This is a genomic window from Vibrio scophthalmi (genome assembly GCF_040869025.1).
Taxonomy (GTDB): domain Bacteria; phylum Pseudomonadota; class Gammaproteobacteria; order Enterobacterales; family Vibrionaceae; genus Vibrio; species Vibrio scophthalmi.
Genome location: NZ_CP134271.1, coordinates 722,497 through 747,998, shown reverse-complemented (window position 1 = coordinate 747,998; position 25,502 = coordinate 722,497). Strand labels below are relative to the sequence as shown.

The following is a 25,502-nucleotide window of genomic DNA, read 5'->3' as shown; positions in this document are numbered from 1 at the left end:
ATCTTGTTCCTCTATGTAAGGCGAAGTTAACTGGGCAATTATTGCTGACGTGGATTGATGGTTTTGATGGCTTCATCAAAACGACCATAGGTCCCACTTGCGGCTTTTGCGGCTTCTTCGGCCGGAATGCCTTCACTGATTGCTTTCATCATTTTGCCGAGGTTGAGATATTGATAGCCGATGACCTCACTGTTTTCATCTAATGCAAGGTGAGTGACATAACCCTCTGCTAACTCCATATAGCGCACTCCTTTCGCCATGGTGGCGTAGCTTGTACCGACTTGGCTGCGTTGAGTTTGACCAAGGTCTTCTAATGCAGCACCAATTTCTAAGCCACCTTCCGAAAAGGCAGATTGGGTACGGCCGTAAACAAACTGGAGGAAAATTTCGCGCATGGCGACGTTGATAGCATCGCAGACTAAGTCAGTATTGAGGGCCTCAAGAATGGTTTTGCCGGTCAGGATTTCAGCCGCCATCGCCGCTGACTGTGTCATACCTGAACAGCCAATCGTTTCAATTAATGCTTCCTCGATGATGCCATTTTTAACATTCAAAGTGAGCTTTGCCGCGCCTTGTTGTGGCGCGCAAGCACCAACACCATGACTGAGGCCTGAAATTGCAATGACATCTTTAGGGCTGATCATTGTGCCTTCAACAGGAATCGGTGCTGAAGGGTGCAGATCGCCCCGTTGAATTGGACACATGGATTGAATTTCGTGTGAATATTGCATGGTGTTTTCCCAGTATGACATCCAACAAGCAACTGATACGACAGCAAAGCGTTTATCGCTCAGCAATAGCAGCGCGGATATCTATTAAATTCGATTGAGAAAACAGGTGGGGTTGGAGAAAGAGTTAGCATGCTCACTACAGAACTCATATGGCGTATCTCGAATAGACACCATATCCAACAGGCAGACCTGTTTTCGTTTCTGTAGGAGTCATCAGCATCGTGCGGTTTTGACCGAAAGGCCACGGTGGAACCCCATCACCGTGTAGGCATCATAGTCCTAACTCGCGCGATGTCACAACCGCTTTTTTAGATCGAGTTACGCTATAAAAAGTAATGGTTATATGAAATTGACTATATAGATATGACAGATACAAAAAAGCCCGAAGCGATGCTTCGGGCTTTTCATTAAGACTTTACTATTACTGATTGGCGCTGCGCTTTTTCGCGCTTATGCTTTATTTGTCCAACCGATTACCCGTTGAGCGGGGGTAATAGCGAGTTAATGGTTTAACTCGTTTTGCGTCTCAGGCTAAATTATTTAGCTAGGTCTGCAGAGTGCTCAGATAGGAACGCTGCTACACCTTTAGGTGATGCGTCCATACCTGCTTTACCTTCTTCCCATTGTGCAGGACATACTTCACCGTGCTTCTGGTGGAAGTTTAGTGCGTCAACCATGCGTAGCATTTCGTCGATGTTACGGCCTAGTGGGAGGTCGTTCACTACTTGGTGACGTACAAGACCGTCTTCGTCGATTAGGAAAGAACCACGGAAAGCAACGCCAGCTTCTGGGTGCTCTACGTCGTATGCTTTACAGATTTCGTGTTTCACATCAGCAACTAGAGGGTATTTAACTTGGCCGATACCGCCATCAGCGATAGCAGTGTTACGCCATGCGTTGTGAGAAAACTGAGAATCGATAGATACGCCGATTACTTCAACACCTTTAGCTTGGAAATCAGCTAGACGGTTATCAAAAGCGATTAGCTCAGATGGGCAAACGAAAGTGAAATCTAGTGGGTAGAAGAAAACAACCGCTTTCTTACCTTTAGTGAATTCTGCAAAGTTGAAGTTATCAACGATCTCACCGTTACCTAGAACAGCTGCTGCAGTAAAGTCAGGGGCTTGACGACCTACTAGTACCATTTTTTTGCTCCTAAAAATTTTGGTATGTTCCAAACCAGATTATTGATTTTGGTTTGGTCCTTGTTTGTACGGGACAAACTATAGTACAGATTGTACTATTGAAAAAAGCGAATTAAATAGATTAAGTTAATCGAAAAAAGCGATAAAACCTTGATTCATTAACTTGGTCACTAGAAAGGTAGCTGTTAGCGATAGAATTATGAATAAATGGCCTAGTCTCAAGCAATTACACTATCTCGTTACTCTCCATGAAACGCGCCACTTTAGTGATGCGGCGGAAAAATGTTTCGTCAGCCAGTCAACATTAAGTAAAGGCATTCAAAATCTTGAAGAGTTAATTGGTTGCCCTTTATACGAAAAGAAAGATAAAAAAAGCCCGTTGGTTTTCACTCAAGCGGGCGAGTTAGTGGTACAGCAAGGGCGTGAGCTACTGGCGAAAGGGCAAGATCTCATTGAACTTGGCCGAGTATGCCAAGGGGGGGAAATGGAAGGACAGTTACGTGTTGGTTGTATTCCTACTATTGCGCCTTTCTTGCTGTGTAATCTCGTGCAGGAAGTTAACCAGCGTTTTCCTCGCCTCAATATGCTGTTACGTGAAGACACCACCACTAATTTATTAGCAGCATTACGCCATGGCGATTTGGATGTATTGATCTTAGCACTACCGGTTGATATTGATGGAATGCATAGCCGTATTGTCGGCAGCGATCCGTTTCGCATGATCATTAGTCGTAATCAAGCCGAAACCATCAAGGTGCCGATCCGCTACGATGATCTGCCTAATGAGTTTGTGTTTTTGTTGGAGCGTGAACACTGTTTGACAGAGCATGCCGTTTCCGCTTGCCAACTCACCGCCAAAGAGAAGATAAATCCATTTTCTGCCACCAGTTTACATACCTTAGTACAGATGGTGGCGAACGGACTGGGCACGACCTTTATCCCCCAAATGGCGATTGATCATGGTCTGATCGAGAATCAAAACTTGCTGGTGGTTGATCCTCCTGGCCAACAAGCTCATCGTCATATTGGCTTAGTTTGGCGACCAAGTTCATCTCGCGTTAGCACTTTTAATCAATTAGCAGATGTTGTTTCAGAGCTACTATAGCGGTTGGTATTAGCCGAAAACCGCATTAATGACTATATGAACGCGCTGATAATGGCGCGTTTTTTAGTGTTTAATTCTGTTGGTGTGATTTGACTTGTAAAATTTTACAGATAATTATTTTTGAAGCTTTCATTAAATAGTGAAATTACACATTGTTAATTTTACAAAGCCCACAGGGCTTACCGTTTGAACTCCAGTCGTTACTGTGTATCAACCTATTGTTTATCAAAAACAAAAGTATCCTTTTTTATATTCAAACGTCCGTTTGAATTTACTTCACAGCGTCTTTTTTACTGTAAATTAATTACGTAACTACATACATCTTGTGGTCATAATTCAATGAGTTAAAGCCAACCGAATAAAACTTCAAACTTCATTTTTGGGGTTTTGCTTACCCTAGCGGTGATGTAAGTTAAATAAAGGTTTTATAAGACCTATGTCTAGATTGTTATCGAGCAAAAATTAGTGGAAAGTAATTTCGAACAGCACGATAAAGGCATTGTCGACATCGGAAGTGATGAATAAAAATGTAGTCTGATAATTACAAATGAAAGTTGGGTTATAAACCTTACTCTCAAGATTTAAAGGAAGAAATCATGCTTGCTCAAACGCCTGAACAGACAAAATCCGTATTGGAAGCCCAAGAGTTTTTATCATTACTCTCCACAACGGGTGAGGTTAATTCGCAGCATCAAGCGATCTATCCTCAAGAAGCACAAACCTTTCTTGCTTTGCTGTGTCATCAGTTTGCTGGTCGAATTGACCACTTACTTTCTGCCAGAGAGCAGCAACAAGCGCGGATCGATAGTGGTGAACTACCGGATTTTTTATCCGAGACACAAGATATTCGCGAGGGAAGCTGGAAGATCCTCGGTATCCCGGCTGACTTGCAAGATCGTCGGGTTGAAATCACGGGTCCAACGGATCGAAAAATGGTGATTAACGCCCTTAATGCCAATGTGAAGGTGTTTATGGCGGACTTTGAAGATTCAATGTCGCCAGCGTGGAGCAAGGTATTGGATGGTCAAGTGAATCTGCGTGATGCCAACTTAGGTGACATTAGTTACACCAATCAAAGTAACGGCAAGCAGTATGATTTAAACCCCGATCCTGCAGTGTTGATTTGCCGCGTGCGAGGCTTACACCTCAAAGAAAAGCACGTGACTTTTAATGACAAAATTATTCCGGGAGCCTTGTTTGATTTTGCTCTCTACTTCTACAACAACTATCAGACCTTATTGAAAAAAGGCAGTGGTCCTTACTTCTATCTACCAAAGCTGCAATCGCACCATGAAGCGAAGTGGTGGAGTGATGTGTTTCATTTCACCGAAGCGTATTTTGGCCTTCACACCGGCACGATTAAAGCGACGGTATTAATCGAAACCTTACCTGCCGTATTTGAGATGGATGAGATTCTGTTTTCTCTCAAAGAGCATATCGTCGGCCTTAACTGTGGTCGCTGGGACTATATCTTTAGCTACATTAAAACATTGAAAAATCACCCCGACCGCGTGTTACCCGATCGACAGGTTGTGACAATGGACAAGCCATTTCTCAACGCTTATTCACGCCTTCTGGTTCGTACTTGTCATAAACGCGGTGCGTTTGCGATGGGGGGGATGGCTGCCTTCATTCCGGCAAAAGATCCGGTAGAGAATCAGCAAGTGCTCGACAAAATTCATAACGATAAATCGCTGGAAGCCAACAATGGCCATGATGGGACGTGGGTGGCTCATCCAGGTCTTGCCGATACGGCTATGGACGTATTTAGCAAGGTACTGGGAGAGCGTCACAACCAATTGGACGTGAGTCGCAGTGACGATGCTCCGATTACGGCTGAGCTGTTACTTGCCCCGTGTGATGGCGAGCGAACAGAGCAAGGGATGCGTCACAACATCCGTGTGGCACTGCAATACATCGAAGCGTGGATCTCGGGCAATGGTTGTGTACCGATATACGGCCTAATGGAAGATGCCGCGACTGCCGAAATCTCGCGTGCTTCAATTTGGCAGTGGATCCAACATGGTAAAGAGCTCGACAACGAAAAGGTTGTCACCAACGCACTGTTTGAGCAGTACCTCAATGAAGAAATCGAGGTGGTGAAACAAGAAGTGGGCGAAGCGCGTTATCAAGCGGGGCGCTTTACTGAAGCGGCGCAATTGATGGCTAAGCTCACCACCAGTGATGAATTAACCAATTTCTTAACCATTCCCGGTTATGACTATCTTGACTAATTTGTTACGGCGTTAAGCGAAGGCGGCGCCAAATAACGATGAAAAGTAATAAAGAATTTTAGTAGTAGAAACAATTCAATAACGTGAAGGAATACTGGCGGAGCAGGATGTACTGCCGGCAAAGATAATAGCGCACCGCGCACTAAATGAGGGATAGAACATGACATTAACTCGACAGCAACAAATCGAAGCGCTTGAACAAGATTGGGCAAGTAATCCACGCTGGAAACAAGTGAAGCGTCCTTACTCTGCAGAAGAGGTTGTTAATCTACGTGGCTCTATCGTGCCAGCCAATACCATCGCTCAACGCGGTGCAGACAAACTGTGGTCATTGGTTAATGGTGATGCCAAAAAAGGCTATGTGAATTGTTTAGGCGCTCTGACGGGGGGGCAAGCTGTTCAGCAAGCCAAAGCAGGTATTGAAGCGATCTACCTTTCAGGTTGGCAAGTGGCGGCGGATAACAATACGGCTTCGACCATGTATCCTGATCAGTCACTCTATCCAGTAGACTCGGTGCCATCGGTTGTGAAGCGAATTAATAACTCGTTCCGCCGAGCAGACCAAATTCAGTGGACCAATGGTAAAAGCCCACAGGATGAGGGTGGTTTAGATTACTTCCTGCCAATTGTTGCCGATGCAGAAGCTGGCTTTGGTGGTGTGTTGAATGCGTATGAGTTAATGAAGTCAATGATTGAAGCGGGCGCTGCTGGGGTGCACTTCGAAGACCAGTTAGCATCGGTGAAAAAATGTGGTCACATGGGCGGGAAAGTGCTCGTGCCAACCCAAGAAGCTGTGCAGAAGTTAGTGGCGGCTCGTTTGGCTGCTGATGTGGCGGGAACAACCACACTAGTGATTGCGCGCACTGATGCCAATGCGGCAGATTTGCTGACTTCGGATTGTGATCCGTACGATAAAGACTTTATTGAAGGCGACCGCACCGCAGAAGGTTTCTACCGTGTGCGTGCGGGGATCGACCAAGCCATTTCGCGTGGTTTAGCTTACGCCCCTTACGCGGATCTGATTTGGTGTGAAACCGCAAAACCGTGCCTTGAAGAAGCGCGTAAATTTGCCGAAGCGATTCATGCTGAGTACCCAGACCAACTCTTGGCCTACAACTGTTCGCCATCGTTTAACTGGGAGAAAAACCTCGATTCAGAAACCATTGCTAAGTTCCAACAAGCGTTGTCTGACATGGGTTACAAATATCAATTTATTACGCTGGCAGGTATTCACAATATGTGGTTCAACATGTTTGAACTGGCACACGCTTACGCTCAAGGTGAAGGTATGCGCCACTATGTTGAAAAGGTACAGCGCCCAGAATTCGAAGCGGCAGACAAGGGGTACACCTTTGTGGCACACCAACAAGAGGTGGGCACAGGCTACTTTGATAAGATGACCAACACCATTCAAGGTGGTAACTCATCAGTGACGGCCTTAACCGGGTCAACGGAAGAAGATCAGTTTTAAGCTGCATAACCTTAAAGCTTTTGCCTTAAGTCATCCTCCAGATAATGGCTTAAGGCACAGCAACGTTAACAGCCATACTGCTCCATCTAGCCTTCTTTGGAAGGCTGTTGGAATGGTTCAATGTTCCTTGCAGAACACCCCCTATTAACAACTGAAGCTACAACTTAGGCATAAATTTTTGATGTTCTTTGAGCGGCGCGGGCCGCTCTTTTTTGCCCGCGAGGCTATTCGCTATTCGTCGACCTCTTCTGGTTCTGCCTCTTCTTGCAATTCCAATAAATTGATCGCAATGCCAACAAAATCACTGTCGGTAATAATGCCGACCAACTGACCTTTTTCTATCACCGGTAAACAGCCGACTTTATGCTTTTGCATGTAGATGGCCGTTTCTTTTAGACCGGCTTTCGGTGTGACGGTCATAACGTTAGTACGCATTACTTCATACAAAGGGGTACTTAACGTGAAGGATTGATTTTCAGGGATCTCTTGCAAGCTTGACTCTTGTGCTGCGAGTAAGTCGCGCTGAGAAATAATGCCAAGTAAACGACGATCAGCATCCACCACCGGAACATGACGAATATCCAACGCTTCCATGATGTGTTTTGCATCCACCAACTGATGAGAGCGTAACAAGGTGTGTGGGCTACGAGTCATCATCTCTTCGACTTTTATCATAGTGGCCTCCTTAAAGATTTACGCAGATGATTACCCTAAGGTAATTATTCCTATTGTTACTATAGGAATAAATGGCGGATTTTTTTGGGAGCGGGCGCGGCTTTCACAGTAAAATATCCAGATTAATAGTAAGGAAATTTGTACAGCCAAAAGTGAATAGTGGTGAGGTGAATCTTTGTCACTCAATGGTAGGTGTGATCTATAAGTGCAAACTCAAAACACCCATCAGAAGATGGGTGTTGAATGAGAATAGCAAGAGTGGCGCGTTACAGTTTAAAGAATCCCAATAGATCTTTTTGTTGTGCGGCAAGGCGTGACAGTTCTTCACTGGCTTTTTGACTCTCTTGCACGCCAGACACGTTTTGATTGACGATCTCAAAAGTCATGCTGACATTTTGTGAGATATCTTGTGTCACGCTCGATTGTTCTTCGGATGCGGTGGCAACATGAGTGTTCATATCTGAAATTTGGGTCACTGATTCGGCAATCGCAACGAATGAATCCCCCAACTGAAGGCTGATTGCACGTGAATCTTCAACCAGTGCCATGTTGGTGCCCATAAACTTATTGGCTTGTTCAGCCTGAGTTTGTAAGCGTGAGATGATCTCTTGTATATCGACTGTCGATTGCTGTGTTTTCGCAGCCAATGAGCGCACTTCATCAGCTACAACCGCAAAACCTCGCCCTTGCTCACCGGCGCGAGCGGCTTCAATCGCGGCATTAAGTGCCAGTAGGTTGGTTTGCTCAGAAATCGTATTAATCACTTCGACCACAGTGCCGATTTCAATCGAATAATCACGTAGTTGGTTAACGATTGTTGTCGTCTCTTCAATCGAATGCTCGACTTTGCGCGATACTTCATCGGACGAACGTAATGCTGCTTGTCCGCTCTGTACGTTGTCTGTGGCACCAGAAGCGGCGTGTTCCGCGGATGCTGCATTGTGGCTAACTTCTGCTGAGGTACTGGAGAGCTCATTGATCGCAGTGGCAATTTGCTCTACTTGGCTAAGCTCTTGCTGCGCATTCACTTCCGTTTGTGTCATTACTGCGGCAAGCTCAACGGAAGCGGAAGAAACACTGTCGGAAATAGTATGGAAACCATCGATGATGCGGCGCAGCTCGGCGCGCATTTCAAGAATATTGGCGTAAATACCGCTCTCTTTGCCCGTGGTTGTGATGTGACTAGAGAGATCGCCTTTAGAAACGTCCAGCACCAATTGACCAATTTCTGTTGGTTCACCGCCAACCACACGGTTGATATTACGGTAGATAAAATAGGCGACGGTGAGTGCGATTAAGGTTGAAAGCGCTGCTAACCAAAGGGTAATGGTTTCGGCGCTGGCAAGTGATGCGACCATATTGGGGCCGACATTATCTTGCTCTTTTTTAGTAGCCAGTTTGATGTTCTCTACTGACTGAGCTGATTGCGCGCCAATGGTATTGAGCTGATTGCTAACGATTTGGTTGCGTTGGTTAATAGTGGTGACGATGTTGGCAAAAGCGCTGGTGTAAGCCTTAAACGCTTGTTGGTATTGCTTGAATTGCGCTTGCTGTTGTGAAGTGTCTAGGTAGCCTTGCAGCACGCGCTGACGATTTTCAATAATGGTAAATTGCTGTTTAGCTAAGTCGGCATCTTGTGCGCTGTTATTAACTAAAAATTTTGCGGCATAAAGACGTGCCATCAACACGCTTTCTTGCAGTTCACTTGCGTAGCGGGCGAGGGTCTCATCACCATTCTGATGGGCCGTTTCGACCATCTGTTTTAATTGATGGCGCATCGCGAGGCCGTTGGGATCAAGCGTTTCATTAACTAAGCGGTTGCGTTGCTTAATCAAGGTGACAACGCGATCAAATTCATTTTGATACTGATGCATCTGAGATTTAATCGCGTTGAATTCACCCATATGGGCGTCTTTCAGTTTCAGATGTGTGGTTTGGTCGATTAAGTTCAGCGTTGATTGCACGCGTTGCTGGAATTGCTTTAAGCTGTTGTTGTCTTGCTCTTTGATGTAGTTGTCGACGGCAAGGCGGGCTTCCAGTAAGTTGGCTTGTATGCGGCCGCTATTTACACTAGCTAGCGCCAAATTTCGGTAAGTGCTAAAGCCTTGGCTTGTATCACTAAAGCGATAAAGTGAAAGTGAAGAAGTAATCAAAAGCAAAAGAATAATGCTTCCAAATCCATATGTGAGTTGCTGCTTTAATGTCATTTTTACCACCTGTTTAAATCTTTGACTGCAAGTATTTAATGTTGATCTCATCGTTACTTTTATGATTTGAGAAATATTTTGTTACATCTATAGGTGGAACGCCATCTATTCTATAAATTAATCACTTAGAGTGAGTGTGGTACTGTCCATAAATCTTTACTCAGGTGATGAGATTGCAACATCTCTCCTTGCTATTAAACCTTCTCCGCATATACTAGTCGGCTGCGAAAAAACCTTCGCAACATCTCCTTGTTCAACCGATTAAGACAAAGCACATGCAAGTATCTGATTTCCATTTTGACCTTCCTGATGAACTGATTGCCCGTTACCCTCAACCGGAACGTACTTCGAGCCGTTTGCTGCAATTAAATGGCAATAGTGGCGAACTCGTCGATGGTATCTTTACCGATGTGCTAGGCCATATTGAAGCTGGCGATCTTGTGGTATTCAACAATACCCGAGTGATCCCTGCACGTATGTTTGGCCGTAAAGCGTCAGGCGGTAAATTGGAAGTGTTGGTTGAGCGAATGATTGATACCAAAAGTATCCTTGCTCATGTTCGCTGCTCAAAATCACCGAAGCCAGGAACGGTGATTCTATTAGGTGAAAACGATGAGTTTTCTGCTGAAATGGTGGCACGACACGATGCCTTGTTTGAGTTGAAATTTAATTCAGACCAAACGGTGTTAGAAATTCTTGAGCAAATTGGCCACATGCCTTTGCCGCCTTACATTGACCGCCCTGATGAAGATGCGGATAAAGAGCGCTACCAAACGGTTTACAACCAAAAACCGGGTGCGGTGGCTGCGCCAACGGCAGGTTTGCACTTCGATGAAGTGTTGCTAGAAAAAATCAAAGCTAAAGGGGCGGATCTTGCTTACGTCACTTTGCATGTTGGTGCGGGCACATTCCAGCCAGTTAAAGTGGATAACATCCACGATCACCACATGCATGCCGAGTATGTTGAAGTAACCCAAGACGTGGTGGATGCGATTAACGCGACTAAAGCGCGCGGTGGTCGAGTGATCGCTGTTGGTACAACCTCGGTTCGTTCTTTAGAAAGTGCGGCGCAAGATGCATTGAAAAACGGCACAGAGTTGGTGCCATTCTTTGGTGATACTGAAATCTTCATCTTCCCTGGTTATGAATATCAATTGGTGGATTGCTTGATCACCAACTTCCACTTGCCAGAGTCAACCTTGATTATGTTGGTGAGTGCGTTTGCCGGTTACGAAAATACCATGAATGCTTATCAGCATGCGGTAGACAATCACTATCGCTTCTTTAGCTATGGTGATTCGATGTTTATCGAGAAAAAAACGGCATAAATTACGTTAAGAGATTCCTGATCTCTCGTGTCTCGATTCAGGAATGAAAAATGTTTGTTTCGAACACTCAATCTGTCATCCCTAGAGTGAATGACGAACGAGTAGGAATCTCTTATCTTCAGCGATGGGCTGAAAACAATTTACGAGTGCTAGCAGTACGCTAGGAAGCAGACCAGAAGGCTGGATTGCATCTCGCATGGAAAGCGACCGCTCCCTTAATGGGGACTACCCCGAAAATCTTGTCAGACTGTTTCTCTGACATTGGAGGCTTCGTGAAATTAAAATTTGATCTTAAGAAGAAAGATGGCGTGGCGCGTCGTGGTCAATTGATCTTCGAACGCGGTACAGTTCAAACCCCTGCATTCATGCCTGTTGGTACCTACGGTACGGTTAAAGGTATGACGCCAGAAGAAGTAAAAGAGACCGGCGCAGAAATCCTGCTAGGCAATACTTTCCACCTATGGCTACGCCCTGGTCAAGAAGTGATGAAAATGCACGGTGACTTGCACGATTTTATGAACTGGCAAGGTCCTATCTTGACCGATTCAGGCGGTTTCCAAGTATTCAGCCTAGGCAAGATGCGTAAAATCACTGAAGAGGGTGTGCACTTCCGTAGCCCGGTAAACGGTGACAAGATTTTCATGGACGCTGAAAAGTCGATGGAAATCCAAAAAGATTTAGGTTCAGACATCGTGATGATCTTTGACGAGTGTACGCCATACCCTGCGACACACGATGAAGCGAAAAAATCGATGGAAATGTCGCTACGTTGGGCACAGCGCTCACGCGATCACTTCGACAAGCTAGAAAACCCGAACAGCCTATTTGGTATTGTTCAAGGTGGCGTGTACGAAGATCTACGTGATGTGTCAGTTAAAGGTCTAACGGAAATTGGTTACGACGGCTATGCCGTAGGGGGTCTAGCCGTAGGCGAACCAAAAGAAGATATGCACCGTATCCTTGAGCACACGTGTCCGCAACTTCCTGAAGACAAACCTCGTTACTTAATGGGTGTTGGCAAACCGGAAGATTTAGTAGAAGGTGTACGTCGTGGTATCGACATGTTTGACTGTGTAATGCCAACGCGTAACGCTCGCAATGGTCACCTATTTGTGACTGGCGGTGTGATCAAGATCCGTAATGCGACACATAAAACAGATACAACACCATTAGATCCACAGTGTGACTGTTACACTTGTAAGAACTACTCTAAGGCGTACTTACACCACTTAGATCGTTGTAATGAAATTCTGGGTGCGCGTTTGAATACGATCCACAACTTACGCTACTACCAGCGTTTGATGGAAAGCATTCGCACTGCGATTGACGAAGATCGCTTCGACCAATTTGTTGAAGAGTTTTACGCTCGTCGCAATCGTGAAGTGCCGCCGATTGGCAAACAGTAATCAATACAAGCCTTAGGATATAATCCTGAGGCTTTTATTAATGGCCGACATATCCAGACTCAAATGGTGTGTCAGCCTAACAAATGAGCAAAAGCACGTTATTTTTGAGAGTACGATCTCTATTACTGACTCGCACGCTTGAATATATAAGGCCTTAGCCCAATTTGTTGGATAATCAAAAAAAATAATAGAGGATTTTTTCATGTTTATTTCTCAAGCTCATGCAGCAGCTGAAGGCGCACCAGCAGGTGGCGGTTTTGAAATGATTATCATGCTTGCGATGTTCGCGGTGATCTTTTACTTCATGATCTACCGCCCACAATCTAAGCGTGTTAAAGAGCACAAAAACCTAATGTCTTCCATGGGCAAAGGTGATGAAGTTCTAACTAGCGGTGGCCTAGTGGGTAAAATCACTAAAATCGCTGAAGACAACGATTTCATCACAATCGAGCTTAATGCGAACAACGAAGTTGTTATCAAGAAAGACTTCGTATCAGCAGTGCTACCAAAGGGTACACTGAAATCTCTATAGACAGCTAAAGGATCCTCGCTGTGCTAAACCGTTATCCGTTATGGAAGTACTTGTTGGTGATGTTTACCATCGCTATCGCAGCATTGTATGCACTTCCTAATATCTACGGTGAAGATCCGGCAATTCAAGTTACAGGGGCGCGCGGCGCCTCTGTAGATATGGCAACGCTGGATTCTGTCACCCAAGCTCTGGATAAACAGAGCCTCTCCTTTAAATCCATTGCTCTAGAGAATGGTTCGATTCTTGTTCGTTTCAATGACACTGATACACAAATCAGTGCTCGTGACGTGATCAGTGAAAGCCTCGGTAAAGATAAAATTGTTGCACTTAACCTTGCTCCGGCGACCCCGAGTTGGTTAGAAGCGATTGGTGCTTCTCCAATGAAATTGGGTCTCGACTTGCGTGGTGGTGTTCACTTCTTAATGGAAGTAGACATGGATGCAGCAATGGACAAATTGATCGGTCAACAGGAAGAAGGCTTCCGCAGTGAACTGCGTGAAGAGAAAATCCGTTACCGCGCGATTCGTACCTCAGGCAAAGATGCGGTTGAAGTATTGCTGCGCGATGAAGAGCAGCTTGCAGATGCGAAACGCGTTTTAGAAAAGAACCACCCAGACATGGTATTTACTGAGTCTGAAGGTAATGGCCGTTACGCTTTGATTGCTACTTTTACTGAGCAACGTTTACAAGAGATCCGTAACTACGCCGTTGAGCAAAACATCACCATTCTACGTAACCGTGTGAACGAACTGGGCGTTGCCGAACCATTGGTTCAGCGTCAAGGTGCTAGCCGTATCGTAGTGGAACTTCCTGGTGTTCAAGATACCGCGCGCGCGAAAGAAATTTTGGGTGCAACGGCAACGCTTGAGTTCCGTGAAGTGGATTCGAAAGCCGATCTTGCTGCTGCAGCAAGTGGTCGCGCCCCTGCGGGCAGTGAAATCAAGTACGATCCAGATGGTCGCCCTGTGGTTCTAGAGAAACGTATTATTCTTAGCGGTGCAAGCATCACGGATGCAAGTTCAAGCGTTGATGAATACGGTCGTCCACAAGTTAACATCACGCTTGATAGCGAAGGTGGTAACAAAATGGCGGCGTTCTCGAAAAAGAACATCGGTAAACTTATGGCAACAGTATTCACAGAATACAAAGACAGTGGCCGTAAGACTCCTGAAGGCAAAGTTATTTTATCTAAGCATGAAGAAGTGATTAACCAAGCAACGATTCAATCGGCGCTGGGTCGTAACTTCCGCATCACAGGTATTGACTCTGCCGCTGAAGCGCAAAACCTTGCATTGTTACTTCGTGCAGGCGCGTTGATTGCACCGATTTCAATTGTTGAAGAACGTACCATTGGTCCATCAATGGGTCAGCAGAACATCGATATGGGTATTCAAGCGTGTATTTGGGGTATGGTGGCAGTAATGCTATTCACACTGCTTTACTACCGTAAATTTGGCATGATCGCGAATATGGCGCTGATGGCAAACTTGGTACTTATCATTGGTATTATGTCAATGATCCCAGGCGCAACGATGACCTTACCGGGTATTGCAGGTATCGTTCTAACAGTTGGTATGGCAGTCGATGCCAACGTACTGATCTTCGAACGTATCCGTGAAGAGCTGCGTGATGGCCGCTCGCCACAACAAGCGATTCACCAAGGTTACGCGAACGCATTTAGCACCATCGCGGATGCCAACATCACCACCCTAATGACAGCAATCATTTTGTTTGCCGTTGGTACCGGTGCGGTGAAAGGTTTTGCGGTAACGTTATCTATCGGTATCTTGACTTCAATGTTTACAGCCATCATAGGCACACGTTGTGTGGTTAACCTATTGTATGGTGGTAAGCGCGTCGATAAATTGTCGATCTAAGGCTAGGAATTATTATGTTTCAGATTCTTAAAGCAGAAAATACGATCGACTTTTTACGTTGGTCAAAGTTTGCTTTTGTGTTCTCGCTTTTGATGATTGGTGCGTCAATCTTCACTCTATCAACCAAGTCGTTGAACTGGGGCCTTGATTTTACCGGTGGTACGCTGATTGAAGTGGGTTTTGAACAACCTGCTCATCTCGAAAGCATTCGTGCTGCGCTCGATGAAAAAGGCTTTGGCGATGCAATCGTACAGAACTTTGGTAGCGCACGTGAAGTGATGGTACGTCTTAGCCCGCGTGAGGATATCTCAGGTGAAACGCTAGGCAACCAGATCATCGCTGCAATCAAAGACGGTACTGGTGAAGCGGTTGAGATGCGTCGTATCGAGTTTGTTGGCCCTAACGTGGGCGATGAACTGACCGAAGCGGGTGGCTTGGCTATCTTGGTTTCGCTACTGTGTATCTTGGCTTATGTTTCAATGCGTTTTGAATGGCGTCTTGCGGCGGGTGCGGTATTAGCACTGGCGCACGATATCATCATTACTTTGGGTATTTTCTCCTTCATGCAAATTGAAGTGGATTTGACCATTGTTGCGGCATTGCTAACGGTAGTGGGTTACTCACTCAACGATACCATTGTTGTATTTGACCGGATTCGTGAAAACTTCCGTCGTATGCGCAAAGGTGGCCCAACAGAAATCATCAACAGCTCAATTACCCAAACATTAAGCCGTACCTTAATTACTTCCGGTACCACACTGTTTGTAGTGATTGCTTTGTTTGCTCAAGGTGGCGCGATGATCCATGGCTTTGCTACGGCACTGCTATTGGGTATCACTGTCGGTACATACTCATCGATCTATGTTGCTTCGGCACTGGCATGGAAACTGGGTATCACCAAAGAACACCTTATGCCTCCACAAGTTGAAAAAGAAGGCGCAGAGTTCGACCAAATGCCGTAACTCTCGTTATATTTTCCTTCTGGAATCGAAAAAGCCGCTGTTATCAGCGGCTTTTTTATTGCTCTGCGATCCTAATAGGAGTTTATATGTGCCCTTTGCGCAACAAACGAGTATCATAAATAAAAACCATAACTAGGAAACAAAAGATGCCTCATTTACGTTTTCGTGCAGTCGAGCCACAAACTGTGCAAACTTTGTCAAAGTCTCTAATTGATGAGTTGCAGCCACATATGAACTGCCCTCGTGAAGACTTCACCTTTGAGTACATTTACACTACTTTTTATCATGAGGGTGAAGTGAACCCTGCTTACCCATTTGTGGAAGTGCTGTGGTTTGACCGTGGCCAAGAGACGCAGGATGCCGTAGCAAAAATCATTACTGATCAGGTGCGTGGTATTACTGGTGAAGACATCAATGTGGCGGTTATTTTTACCGCATTGAACGCGAGTGGTTACTACGACAACGCGCAGCACTACTAAACATTTACCGCTTCGGTTGTAATACTAAGGAAGGATTCGATGAAAGCGATATGGCGAGTATGGACAATCAGTACAGTGTCGCTTTCACTCTTGTCTTTAGCCCACGCTTCTCCGTGGGAATCTCTTTCTGAGCCTAATCGATCCTCTTCAGAGTCGATTGGTGGTTATGCTAATGGTTGTCTGCTAGGGGCCGAGCCGTTGCCTCTCAACGGCCAAGGTTATCAAGTTCTACGTAGCCAAAATAAGCGTTACTACGCCCATCCAGACACTATCGCTTTTGTTACTGAACTGGGTAAAAAAGCGAGCAACGATCTCCGTACCCATCTTCTTATTGGTGATATGTCGCTGCCGCAAGGTGGACGCTTCTCTTCGGGCCACTCAAGCCATCAGACCGGACTCGATATTGATATTTGGTTTCGACTGGCTGATACCAAATTGTCACTTAACTCGCTCAGATTACCGAAGCCGCAAAGTTTGGTTGATATGTCGGCATATAAGTTGAGCAATAAAAATTGGGATAGACGCCATTTCCAACTCGTTAAAATGACGGCGCAAGATCAACAAGTTGCGCGAATTTTCGTTCATCCAGTGATCAAAGAAAAACTGTGTCGTAGTGAAGGGGGAGACCGTGATTGGCTGCGTAAAGTGCGCCCTTGGTGGGGGCACAATTATCATATGCATGTACGACTGAATTGCCCGCTCGACGATGCAAGTTGTGTCAATCAAGCGCCGCCACCTCCAGGGGATGGTTGTGGCAAAGAGGTGGCAAGTTGGCATCCCAAGCACAATGTTAAGAGCTTACGTCCTGCACAAAAACCGTCAGAACAAGTGAAACCCAAGGTGGTCAAAAGCACGCCAAAGGCCAAAAAAGTACTGCCACAGCAGTGCCAGCAGATCGTACGTAACCTCAACTAGTCAGAGCGTTTAGTGATTAGTATTTAATTCTGCTACTGATAGTTTTGACATTCAAAAAGTGGATTAACTTGCTATCCTCGCCTAGATTTAAATGGACATATCTTTTGATATGTATCTTGATGCGCTTGCTGCGCGTTCCGGCAGTGAGAATAATTATGAAAAGTTGGTTAAAACACATTTAAATTATAAATAGGAAGCCGGCTTACTTTCTATTGAAACAAAAGCAAGGACACTCCCATGACCATGGTATGTGCAAAAGATTTTGCCGAGTGGCTAAAGCTAAGATTTGGCAGTGCTACAGATTCAGTAACCATTTCACGTGAAGAAGTGAATCACCTTACTGGTCGGCAAAGGCTGGACCCTAATTTCGTGCATGATGTGCATTATGAGTTAATGCCGCATGGATTAGCATTTGTTACCGATACATTGCGAGAAACCTTTTTCCTTATTCCTATTGGCAAATCGGTAAACTGGCGTGACCAACTTGAATTTAATTATGAGAAGGAGTTGTATTGTAATATCTTCCCCATCATCAAATCAGGTTAATGGCGGCGTTATGGTTCTACGACAATGAAAAAGGCTCATCAATGATGAGCCTTTTTACTATATAGCTTGTCCAATAACGTAAGTGGTTACTTACGCCATACCTTGGATAATAACGAACTTTTCTAGCAGTTCGTCATCACTCTCAATGTGGTTTGGATCGGTGATAATGCACTTTGTTATAGGACAAACAGACTGGCAAGTCGGTTTATCGTAGTGACCTTTACACTCAGTACATAGGTTCGGGTCAATCTCAAAGATTGAATCACCCATGCTGATTGCGCCATTTGGGCATTCAGGGTCACACATATCACAGTTGATGCATTTATCGGTAATTAGCAGTGCCATGTATTCTTACCAAGTAGTGGTTACTTACCCGTTGGGTTACGAGTATCTTGACCATCGTTTAGGTTACGCATTAGTAGGCCGTACTCTAAATCCATATCTTGTGGCACTGGGATAAAGACAAAGTGGCCATTACCTTTCGCATCATCAATCACTTCTGACTTACGGTTTTCCATCGCTTCAAGCGTGAAGTTTACATTACCTTTTGGTGTCATCAGTTCTAAGCTGTCGCCAACAATAAATTTGTTCTTAACTTCAACTTCCGCCAGATCACCACGACGTTTACCAGTGAATTCACCAACAAACTGTTGTGCGTCTGATACAGAGTAACCGTAGTCATAGTTCTGGTAGCTATCATGAGTATGACGACGTAGGAAACCTTCGGTATAGCCACGGTGAGCTAGGCTTTCTAGTGTGCTCATTAGGCTCTCATCGAATGGTTTACCCGCCACTGCATCATCGATCGCTTTACGGTAAACTTGTGCAGTACGAGCACAGTAGTAGAACGATTTAGTACGGCCTTCGATTTTCAGTGAGTGCACACCCATTTGCGTCAAACGTTCTACGTGTTGAATCGCACGCAGATCTTTTGAGTTCATGATGTAAGTGCCGTGCTCATCTTCGAACGCCGCCATCTTTTCTTCAGGACGGTGGCTTTCTGAAAGTAGCACCACATCATCGATAGGCTTACCGCGACCGATAGTCGTCTCTGGACGCTCATCAGCCACTTCAATTGCTTGCGCAGCCGCAGGATCGAATTTTTCAACGATCTGGCCAGCGTCATTTTCTTTTGCTTCTTCTACCTTATATTCCCAACGGCATGCATTAGTGCAAGTGCCTTGGTTAGGGTCACGTTTGTTGATGTAACCAGATAGCAGACAACGACCAGAGTAGGCCATGCATAGAGCGCCGTGAACGAACACTTCAAGTTCAGTTTCAGGACAGTGTTCACGGATCTCTTCAATTTCTTCTAGAGAAAGCTCGCGAGAAACGATAACGCGCTCAACGCCGTAAGCCGCCCAGAATTTAACCGTCGCCCAGTTTACCGCGTTCGCTTGAACCGATAGATGGATCGCCATATCAGGGAATGCTTCACGCACCATCATGATTAGACCAGGATCTGACATGATTAGAGCGTCAGGGCCCATTTCAACCACAGGTTTTAGGTCGCGAATGAAGGTTTTTAGTTTCGAGTTGTGCGGTTGGATGTTGCACACCACGTAAAGCTTCTTGCCTAGAGCATGTGCTTCGTTGATACCAATTTGTAGGTTCTCGTGGTTAAACTCGTTGTTACGTACGCGAAGGCTGTAACGTGGTTGACCTGCGTATACCGCATCAGCGCCGTAGGCGAATGCGTAACGCATGTTTTTAAGGCTGCCCGCTGGTGACAGAAGTTCTGGTACGAATGCTTTGTTAGTCGTCATTGCTCAATTCTCTTTTTATCTGATCTCAAGTCAGGCCAATTCCACCTGATGGAATAGGGGCGCAAATTTTACGTTAAAATGTGATGAGTGACTAGGAAAAACTGGGATCTGGCGGGCAATAAAAAGCCCTCGAAAGAGGGCTTAGAAGTCAGAATTAAGCGTTTGGATTAGGGAGACCACCTAATGCGTCGTACAAATTGGGTAAAAATGCACTTAGCTCGCCACACATTAATGAGAAGTCAGCATCGAAACGTGCCGCTTGATCTTCGCGTGGGATATCTTCGTTTTGATCTTTTAATTCATCTGAGAATTTTAGGCGTTTAATGCTGCCATCTTCAGCCAGAAGGAACTCGATACGATCTTGCCAGTTCACGGCCAATTTCGTCACCATTTTATCGGCTTCAATATGGCTGCGGATTTCGTCTGCGGTCAGCTCTTGTTTCTTACAACGGATCACGCCGCCTTCTTCTAGAACTGATTTTAATTCCGCTTCATCAAGCATAGAGAAGCCCGCTGGTGTGTTGCCTGTCTTCACCCACTCAGTCAGCGTTGTCTCAACCGAGTTCTCTGGAATAGCAGGAACCACAGGCAAGCTGCCCATGGTTTTACGCAATAGCGCCAATACGTCTTCTGCTTTCTTGTAGCTGCTCGCATCAACTAGGATAAACCCTTGTTTTGGTAGGATAAGAACAGAAGTGTAGTTACTGCGGCTAAAGGCGCGCGGTAAAAGATCCATAATGATGTCGTCTTTTAGGTTGTCCTTCTCTTTTTTCTTTAGAGGACGACCTTCCTGCGCTTCAAGCGCATCAACTTTGGCATTCAGTGAATCTTTGATTACTGATGCTGGCAGCATTTTTTCTTCTTTCTTGGCACACACGAGAATGCGGTCTTCTGACAGGTGAGTCATCATGTCACCATGACGGCCCATTGCTGAAACCCAGCCAAATTTTTGCTTATCCTGACTACCACATGGGGTAAAGCGGAATTCAGCCAGTTGCTGTTCTAATTGGTCAGCTTTGAAGTCGACTTCACGGTTTACACGATAAACCAGACAGTTTTTAAACCACATATTGTTTCTCTACTTTAACGACGTTGGCATTAGTGGCCTCATGATAGGAAATTTTTTCTCGCTTGTCCTATTGGATCTGAAAATTCGCAACCGCTAGCGCGAATTGATGAAAGTTAAAAGGTTTGATTAAGAAGCTTCCATGAAAATTTGTTTTCAAAGGTCACAAAAGTGTCATAATTACTAGCAATAATGCTTATGCATCGAGAGGCGCTTGCGTCTCAATTTCAATTAGCTCAATACCATAAGGTTATTCAATTATGTCTAGAAGGATTCTTGTTGTTGAAGATGAAGCGCCGATTCGCGAGATGCTGTGCTTTGTACTTGAACAGAAAGGTTACCAAGCCGTCGAAGCGGAAGATTACGACACCGCGGTGACGAAATTGGCGGAACCCTTCCCAGATCTTGTGCTACTTGATTGGATGCTACCGGGTGGTAGCGGTATTAACTTCATCAAACATATGAAGCGCGAAGAGCTGACACGCAACATTCCAGTCGTGATGCTGACGGCACGTGGTGAAGAAGAAGATAAAGTGCGTGGCCTAGAGGTTGGCGCCGATGATTACATCACCAAACCATTCTCACCAAAAGAATTGGTTGCGCGTTTAAAAGCAGTGATTCGCCGTGTTACACCAACTGCACTTGAAGATGTGATTGATGTACAAGGCCTTAAACTGGATCCTGTTTCACACCGTGTGACCACCAATGATCAAGCATTGGATATGGGCCCAACTGAATTCAAAATGCTGCATTTCTTTATGACGCATCAAGAGCGCGTTTACAGCCGTGAACAGCTACTTAATAACGTTTGGGGTACCAACGTTTATGTTGAAGACCGTACGGTTGATGTCCATATTCGTCGCCTACGTAAAGCACTGGAAGCGGAAGGGCACGATAAGTTGATTCAAACCGTTCGCGGTGCGGGTTATCGCTTCTCAACCAAGGCTTAATATTCGTGGAACGATTAAGTTGGAAGAAACTGCTCCGTGAGCTGGTTTTTTTTTACACCCCTTGGATCATTGTGGGGTGGATGTTCGGTTACATGCCGTGGTTGCTGCTAGCAGCCACGGTTTTGCAGCTTGTGTGGCATCTGCATAATCAGATGCGTTTGTCAGCATGGCTGTGGGATGAGAAGCGTCTTACTCCGCCATCAGGAACCGGCAATTGGGAGCACCTGTTTAACGGCATTTATCGTTTACAGCAGCGCCAGCGCAGAAAGCGTAAAGAGCTGACCAATCTTATTCGCCGTTTCCGTAACGGTGCGGAATCGTTGCCCGATGCCGTGGTGGTTTTTCGCAGTGAAGGCAATATCGTTTGGTGCAACAAACTCGCGCAGCATTTGTTGGGTTTTCGTTGGCCTGATGATTCTGGTCAGCCAATTTCCAATTTGATCCGCACGCCGGATTTCATCAAATACCTCACCAAACAAGATTTTTCAGAACCGCTTGAGATGCGCTCGCCACTTAATGTCGAACGCATGTTGGAACTGCGTATCGTGCCGTATACCGAAGGTGAACACTTGATGGTGGTCCGTGACGTTACTCAGGTGAAGCAGCTAGAAGGTATGCGTCGTAATTTCTTTGCCAACGTTTCTCATGAATTGCGTACGCCAATGACGGTACTGCAAGGTTACCTTGAGATGACCGAAGATCCTGAAATGCTGGTTGGGCCTATGTGGCCAAAAGCGCATGGCGTCATGACCGAGCAGCTCAATCGTATGAATAGCTTAGTAAATCAATTACTCACCTTATCGAAAATTGAAGCTGCGCCAATGCATGAGCTGGATGAAGTGGTTAATGTGCCAGTGATGCTGGAAGTATTGGAAAAAGAAGCGATCAGTTTAAGTGGCGATCAGCAGCATAAATTACGGTTTGATGTTGACCAATCTTTATTAGTTTTGGGTGATGAAGATCAGCTACGCAGTGCGATATCCAACTTGGTTTACAATGCGGTTAAGTACACGCCAGCCGGTGCCGATGTGCATGTGCGTTGGTATAAAACCAGCCAAGGTGCTTGCTTAGAAGTGTCTGACAGCGGCGAAGGGATCGAACCGCAGCACATTCATCGTTTAACTGAGCGTTTTTACCGTGTCGACAAAGCGCGTTCGCGTGATACTGGCGGCAGTGGGTTAGGGTTGGCAATTGTCAAACACGCACTTTCTCACCATGACTCCCATTTAGATATCTGGAGCAAAGTTGGCGTGGGCAGTAAGTTTTCTTTTGTTCTACCGACTCGTTTGGTGGTGAAGTAATGGCATATTTAACGAAACCTCGTTTGTCGCATTGGTTTACTTGTATGGTGATGAGTGCAGGTATCGTTAGCGGCGCAACGAGCTTTTCTGCCCATGCAGAGCAGCCACTACGGGAATACCATAAAGTGCCTGGCATTAGTGGTGCACTCACCAGTGTTGGGTCTGATACGTTGGCCGGAATGACGACCTTATGGGTAGAGGAGTTCCAACAGCTCTATCCGGGGGTGAATGGTCAAGTTCAAGCGTCAGGCTCTGCCACGGCTCCCCCTGCTTTAACCGAACAGACGGCACAGTTTGGCCCTATGAGCCGGCCAATGCGTAATCGAGAGATAGAAGCCTTTGAGCGTGAGTTTGGTTATAAGCCGACCGAGCTGAGAGTGGCGATTGATGCGATTGGCATTTTTGTCCATCGAGATAACCCAATCGAAGGGCTTAACTTTGTTCAGCTCGACAGTATTTTTTCGGCCACGATGCGCTGTGGTGGAACAGAACCGATTCAAACCTGGCAACAGCTTGGGTTGAATTACCAGTGGGCTGAGCGAGCGATTCAAAAATTTGGGCGTAACTCTGTTTCTGGAACTTATGGCTATTTTAAGAAAAACGCACTGTGTGGTGGGGATTTTTTAAATAATGTTAATGAGCAGCCAGGTTCCGCTTCGGTCGTGCAATCTGTCGCTTCGGCGATTAACACCATTGGCTATTCTGGTGTTGGGTATAAGGTCTCTGGGGTAAAACGTCTGCGTATCGCCCAAGAGGGTGATCAATACGTCGATGCTACAAGAGCGAATATCTTATCAGGTAAGTACCCACTCTCTCGTTACCTCTATGTGTATGTAAATAAACACCCACATAAAGAACTGTCACCGATTGAGCGTGAGTTTATTCGTTTTATCTATTCGCAACAGGGGCAGAAGCTGGTGGAGCAAGATGGTTATGTGGCGATCTCTCCAGAAATTGCGCAGCAAGAGCTGGAAAAAGTCGGCATTAACTATCAATAACCGATCAACGATTTAAACATCATATCGTGCAAGGCGTGTTCGAATGCTGACTTGCCTTCGTCGTGGCTTGCACTACTTGGCCTAATGAATCTCTAATTGCCATCCGAGTTGATGCCAGTAAGCTTGCTCTGCGAGTAGATTAGCGTTGAGTAGCTTATGTCTTGTTAGCCAGTTAAATTCAGAGCAACTTAGCTGCCATTGATCTTGTGTGGTTATCGTGAGCTCAAATGGAGGCAGTGGAGAGTCGCTGCGTTGGCTATTGAGTAAAATAGCTAAACGTAATACTCGAATTAAACTCAGCAGCTGTGGTTTTTGATAGAGAGAGAAGTTTTCTATTTCATTTAAGTTCATTGATTTGCGTTGAAAACGAGCTAGGGTGGCGAGCACGCGTTGTTGCTCAATATTGAAGCCCGGCATGTTGCTATGCTGAAGTAGGTAAGCGGAGTGGCGATGATAATCGCTTAAGCTAATGCTTAAACCAACCTCATGCAATAAAGCGCTCCATTCGAGTAAATCAAATAATTCGGAGTGCTGTTTTATGGCTAATGGCTCGTGAATTTGCTGCAGAAACTCACGCGCTTGTCCTTTTACTCGTGCAGCATGTTCTAAGTCGACAAGGTGTTTAATCGCTAAATTTTCGGTGGTACGCATACGAATGTCACTACGTTTCAAACGAGCTTCCATTTCATAGAGTAAACCTTCACGTAACGCACCTTCAGTGTAAAACATTTCGCGGATTTTCAGACCAACAAACACCGCATACATAATCGCAATGCCTGCGGCAAATACGGGCTTACGTGCATCGGTAAGGCCAGTCAATTCGATATCATTAATGTTCCCTTTTTCGGATAGGAGCGCGATTAATTGCAGCAGCCGTTTAGCGGTAATCACGCCATCTTGATAGCCAAGGCCACACAGTACATCTCGGATCGCTTTCACCGTACCAGAAGAACCAAAGGCACTTGACCACCCTTTGAGACGATAATGGTGAGCTAAAGATTCTAACTTTTGCTCTGCAGCTAGAATGGCATTGGTAAAGTTGGTGTGGGATAGCTTTCCGTTGGCAAAAAATTGCTGCGTAACGGTAATACAGCCAATCGGTTTACTGTTTAATAGTTCTGGCTCAAAACCCGAACCGTAAATGATTTCGGTACTGCCGCCACCAATATCAACAATCAGCTTACTGTCTGATTGCGATTGAGTGTGGGAGACTCCTTGATAGATCAAACGCGCTTCTTCGGCGCCAGAGATAATCTCAATCGGATACGGTAAGATTCGTCGGGCTCGCTGGATAAATTCATCAGCATTGATGGCTTGGCGTAAAGTATATGTCGCAGCAATACGCACATCGGCTTGTTTAAAACCTTGGATACGTTCGGCAAACATCGCTAAGCAATCTAAGCCGCGTTCGATAGCAGCATTATCTAACTCGCCTTGTTCATTGAGACCATTGGCCAACTGAACGTGTTGCTTGTGACGACTAACCAGTTGTAGCTCTTGGCCAACTATTTTAGCTACTACCATATGAAAGCTATTGGAGCCTAAATCAATGGCGGCAATATAACGAGTCTGCGAAATTGGATTCATGGGTTATCTTTGCCTACATATGTGGTTAGTAAAGTTAACTGAAGCCGCGATGGATGAAAGCCGACTTTTTCCGTAGTGCTGCACCAAATCTTCATTCAGTACTCAACAATAATAGAAGGTGTTTTTATTTATGAAGTAGCTGTTGTTGCAATATTTTTACAAAGGTAGCAAAAATAATATGTGATTAGTGTGACAGTCGAGGAAGAAACGGCGTCAGGATA

Annotated in this window: 22 protein-coding genes and 1 riboswitch; of the genes, 14 read left to right on the top strand and 8 right to left on the bottom strand. The window is 45.4% G+C overall.

The window, feature by feature from the left end; all coding sequences use genetic code 11:
• Positions 1 to 38: 38 nt before the first annotated feature.
• Positions 39 to 731 (bottom strand): iron-sulfur cluster assembly scaffold protein, encoded by a 693-nt coding sequence (locus tag RJD38_RS03285; RefSeq protein ID WP_005594152.1) that lies wholly within the window; start codon positions 729 to 731, stop codon positions 39 to 41.
• A gap of 197 nt (positions 732 to 928) precedes the next feature.
• A riboswitch (Fluoride riboswitch) is annotated at positions 929 to 1,002 on the bottom strand.
• A gap of 265 nt (positions 1,003 to 1,267) precedes the next feature.
• Positions 1,268 to 1,876: a peroxiredoxin C gene (locus RJD38_RS03280; protein ID WP_005594153.1), complete on the bottom strand. Its 609-nt coding sequence runs from the start codon at positions 1,874 to 1,876 to the stop codon at positions 1,268 to 1,270.
• A gap of 199 nt (positions 1,877 to 2,075) precedes the next feature.
• On the opposite strand from RJD38_RS03280, the gene RJD38_RS03275 reads away from it, so the two are divergent.
• The 3 genes from RJD38_RS03275 (at position 2,076) to aceA (ending at position 6,686) form a co-directional block, all read left to right on the top strand.
• A complete protein-coding gene (locus tag RJD38_RS03275; RefSeq protein ID WP_005594154.1) occupies positions 2,076 to 2,981 on the top strand; it encodes a hydrogen peroxide-inducible genes activator in 906 nt (301 codons plus the stop codon).
• 596 nt (positions 2,982 to 3,577) lie between these two features.
• Positions 3,578 to 5,215 (top strand): malate synthase A, encoded by a 1,638-nt coding sequence (aceB, locus tag RJD38_RS03270; protein WP_065545077.1) that lies wholly within the window; start codon positions 3,578 to 3,580, stop codon positions 5,213 to 5,215.
• 160 nt (positions 5,216 to 5,375) lie between these two features.
• The gene (gene aceA, locus RJD38_RS03265) at positions 5,376 to 6,686 is read left to right on the top strand and encodes an isocitrate lyase (RefSeq protein WP_005594157.1); all 1,311 of its coding nucleotides are present in this window, start codon (positions 5,376 to 5,378) and stop codon (positions 6,684 to 6,686) included.
• A 231-nt stretch (positions 6,687 to 6,917) separates the two neighbouring features.
• On the opposite strand, the gene RJD38_RS03260 is transcribed toward aceA, so the two are convergent.
• Both RJD38_RS03260 and RJD38_RS03255 read right to left on the bottom strand, forming a co-directional pair.
• Positions 6,918 to 7,361, bottom strand: a complete 444-nt coding sequence (locus RJD38_RS03260; protein WP_005594158.1) for a CBS domain-containing protein — start codon at positions 7,359 to 7,361, stop codon at positions 6,918 to 6,920.
• A 266-nt stretch (positions 7,362 to 7,627) separates the two neighbouring features.
• A complete protein-coding gene (locus RJD38_RS03255) occupies positions 7,628 to 9,568 on the bottom strand; it encodes a methyl-accepting chemotaxis protein (RefSeq protein ID WP_065545079.1) in 1,941 nt (646 codons plus the stop codon).
• A gap of 275 nt (positions 9,569 to 9,843) precedes the next feature.
• Between RJD38_RS03255 and queA the strand changes: the two genes are divergently transcribed.
• The 8 genes from queA to RJD38_RS03215 all read left to right on the top strand — a co-directional run bounded on the left by queA (position 9,844) and on the right by RJD38_RS03215 (position 17,613).
• Entirely contained in the window at positions 9,844 to 10,896 is a 1,053-nt protein-coding gene (gene queA / locus RJD38_RS03250; RefSeq protein WP_065545080.1) for a tRNA preQ1(34) S-adenosylmethionine ribosyltransferase-isomerase QueA, read from the top strand.
• 272 nt (positions 10,897 to 11,168) lie between these two features.
• The gene (tgt, locus tag RJD38_RS03245) at positions 11,169 to 12,302 is read left to right on the top strand and encodes a tRNA guanosine(34) transglycosylase Tgt (protein ID WP_065545081.1); all 1,134 of its coding nucleotides are present in this window, start codon (positions 11,169 to 11,171) and stop codon (positions 12,300 to 12,302) included.
• 202 nt (positions 12,303 to 12,504) lie between these two features.
• On the top strand, positions 12,505 to 12,834 hold the full coding sequence (gene yajC, locus RJD38_RS03240) for a preprotein translocase subunit YajC (protein ID WP_005594162.1): 330 nt from the start codon (positions 12,505 to 12,507) through the stop codon (positions 12,832 to 12,834).
• A gap of 20 nt (positions 12,835 to 12,854) precedes the next feature.
• Positions 12,855 to 14,711 (top strand): protein translocase subunit SecD, encoded by a 1,857-nt coding sequence (gene secD / locus RJD38_RS03235; RefSeq protein WP_005594163.1) that lies wholly within the window; start codon positions 12,855 to 12,857, stop codon positions 14,709 to 14,711.
• A 14-nt stretch (positions 14,712 to 14,725) separates the two neighbouring features.
• Positions 14,726 to 15,673: a protein translocase subunit SecF gene (gene secF / locus RJD38_RS03230; RefSeq protein WP_005594164.1), complete on the top strand. Its 948-nt coding sequence runs from the start codon at positions 14,726 to 14,728 to the stop codon at positions 15,671 to 15,673.
• Between the two features lie 146 nt (positions 15,674 to 15,819).
• Complete coding sequence (locus tag RJD38_RS03225; RefSeq protein ID WP_005594165.1) at positions 15,820 to 16,152, top strand: DUF1904 domain-containing protein; 333 nt, start codon at positions 15,820 to 15,822, stop codon at positions 16,150 to 16,152.
• 39 nt (positions 16,153 to 16,191) lie between these two features.
• Complete coding sequence (gene mepA, locus RJD38_RS03220) at positions 16,192 to 17,067, top strand: penicillin-insensitive murein endopeptidase (protein ID WP_005594166.1); 876 nt, start codon at positions 16,192 to 16,194, stop codon at positions 17,065 to 17,067.
• Positions 17,068 to 17,304: 237 nt separating this feature from the next.
• A complete protein-coding gene (locus RJD38_RS03215; RefSeq protein WP_005594168.1) occupies positions 17,305 to 17,613 on the top strand; it encodes a hypothetical protein in 309 nt (102 codons plus the stop codon).
• 90 nt (positions 17,614 to 17,703) lie between these two features.
• On the opposite strand, the gene RJD38_RS03210 is transcribed toward RJD38_RS03215, so the two are convergent.
• The 3 genes from RJD38_RS03210 to rdgC all read right to left on the bottom strand — a co-directional run bounded on the left by RJD38_RS03210 (position 17,704) and on the right by rdgC (position 20,448).
• Complete coding sequence (locus RJD38_RS03210) at positions 17,704 to 17,958, bottom strand: YfhL family 4Fe-4S dicluster ferredoxin (protein ID WP_009387900.1); 255 nt, start codon at positions 17,956 to 17,958, stop codon at positions 17,704 to 17,706.
• Positions 17,959 to 17,978: 20 nt separating this feature from the next.
• Entirely contained in the window at positions 17,979 to 19,379 is a 1,401-nt protein-coding gene (yegQ, locus tag RJD38_RS03205; RefSeq protein ID WP_005594172.1) for a tRNA 5-hydroxyuridine modification protein YegQ, read from the bottom strand.
• 154 nt (positions 19,380 to 19,533) lie between these two features.
• Entirely contained in the window at positions 19,534 to 20,448 is a 915-nt protein-coding gene (gene rdgC, locus RJD38_RS03200) for a recombination-associated protein RdgC (protein ID WP_005594174.1), read from the bottom strand.
• 257 nt (positions 20,449 to 20,705) lie between these two features.
• On the opposite strand from rdgC, the gene phoB reads away from it, so the two are divergent.
• Genes phoB through RJD38_RS03185 form a run of 3 tightly spaced genes read left to right on the top strand, consistent with a single transcriptional unit; the run spans position 20,706 to position 23,694 of the window.
• Positions 20,706 to 21,395, top strand: a complete 690-nt coding sequence (phoB, locus tag RJD38_RS03195) for a phosphate regulon transcriptional regulator PhoB (RefSeq protein WP_005594175.1) — start codon at positions 20,706 to 20,708, stop codon at positions 21,393 to 21,395.
• 5 nt (positions 21,396 to 21,400) lie between these two features.
• A complete protein-coding gene (gene phoR, locus RJD38_RS03190) occupies positions 21,401 to 22,696 on the top strand; it encodes a phosphate regulon sensor histidine kinase PhoR (protein ID WP_005594176.1) in 1,296 nt (431 codons plus the stop codon).
• A gap of 50 nt (positions 22,697 to 22,746) precedes the next feature.
• A complete protein-coding gene (locus RJD38_RS03185) occupies positions 22,747 to 23,694 on the top strand; it encodes a PstS family phosphate ABC transporter substrate-binding protein (protein ID WP_223296366.1) in 948 nt (315 codons plus the stop codon).
• Between the two features lie 81 nt (positions 23,695 to 23,775).
• Here the strand turns inward: RJD38_RS03185 and ppx are convergent, their stop codons facing one another.
• Positions 23,776 to 25,281, bottom strand: coding sequence for an exopolyphosphatase (ppx, locus tag RJD38_RS03180; protein ID WP_065545082.1), 1,506 nt, complete (start codon positions 25,279 to 25,281; stop codon positions 23,776 to 23,778).
• Positions 25,282 to 25,502: the final 221 nt, after the last annotated feature.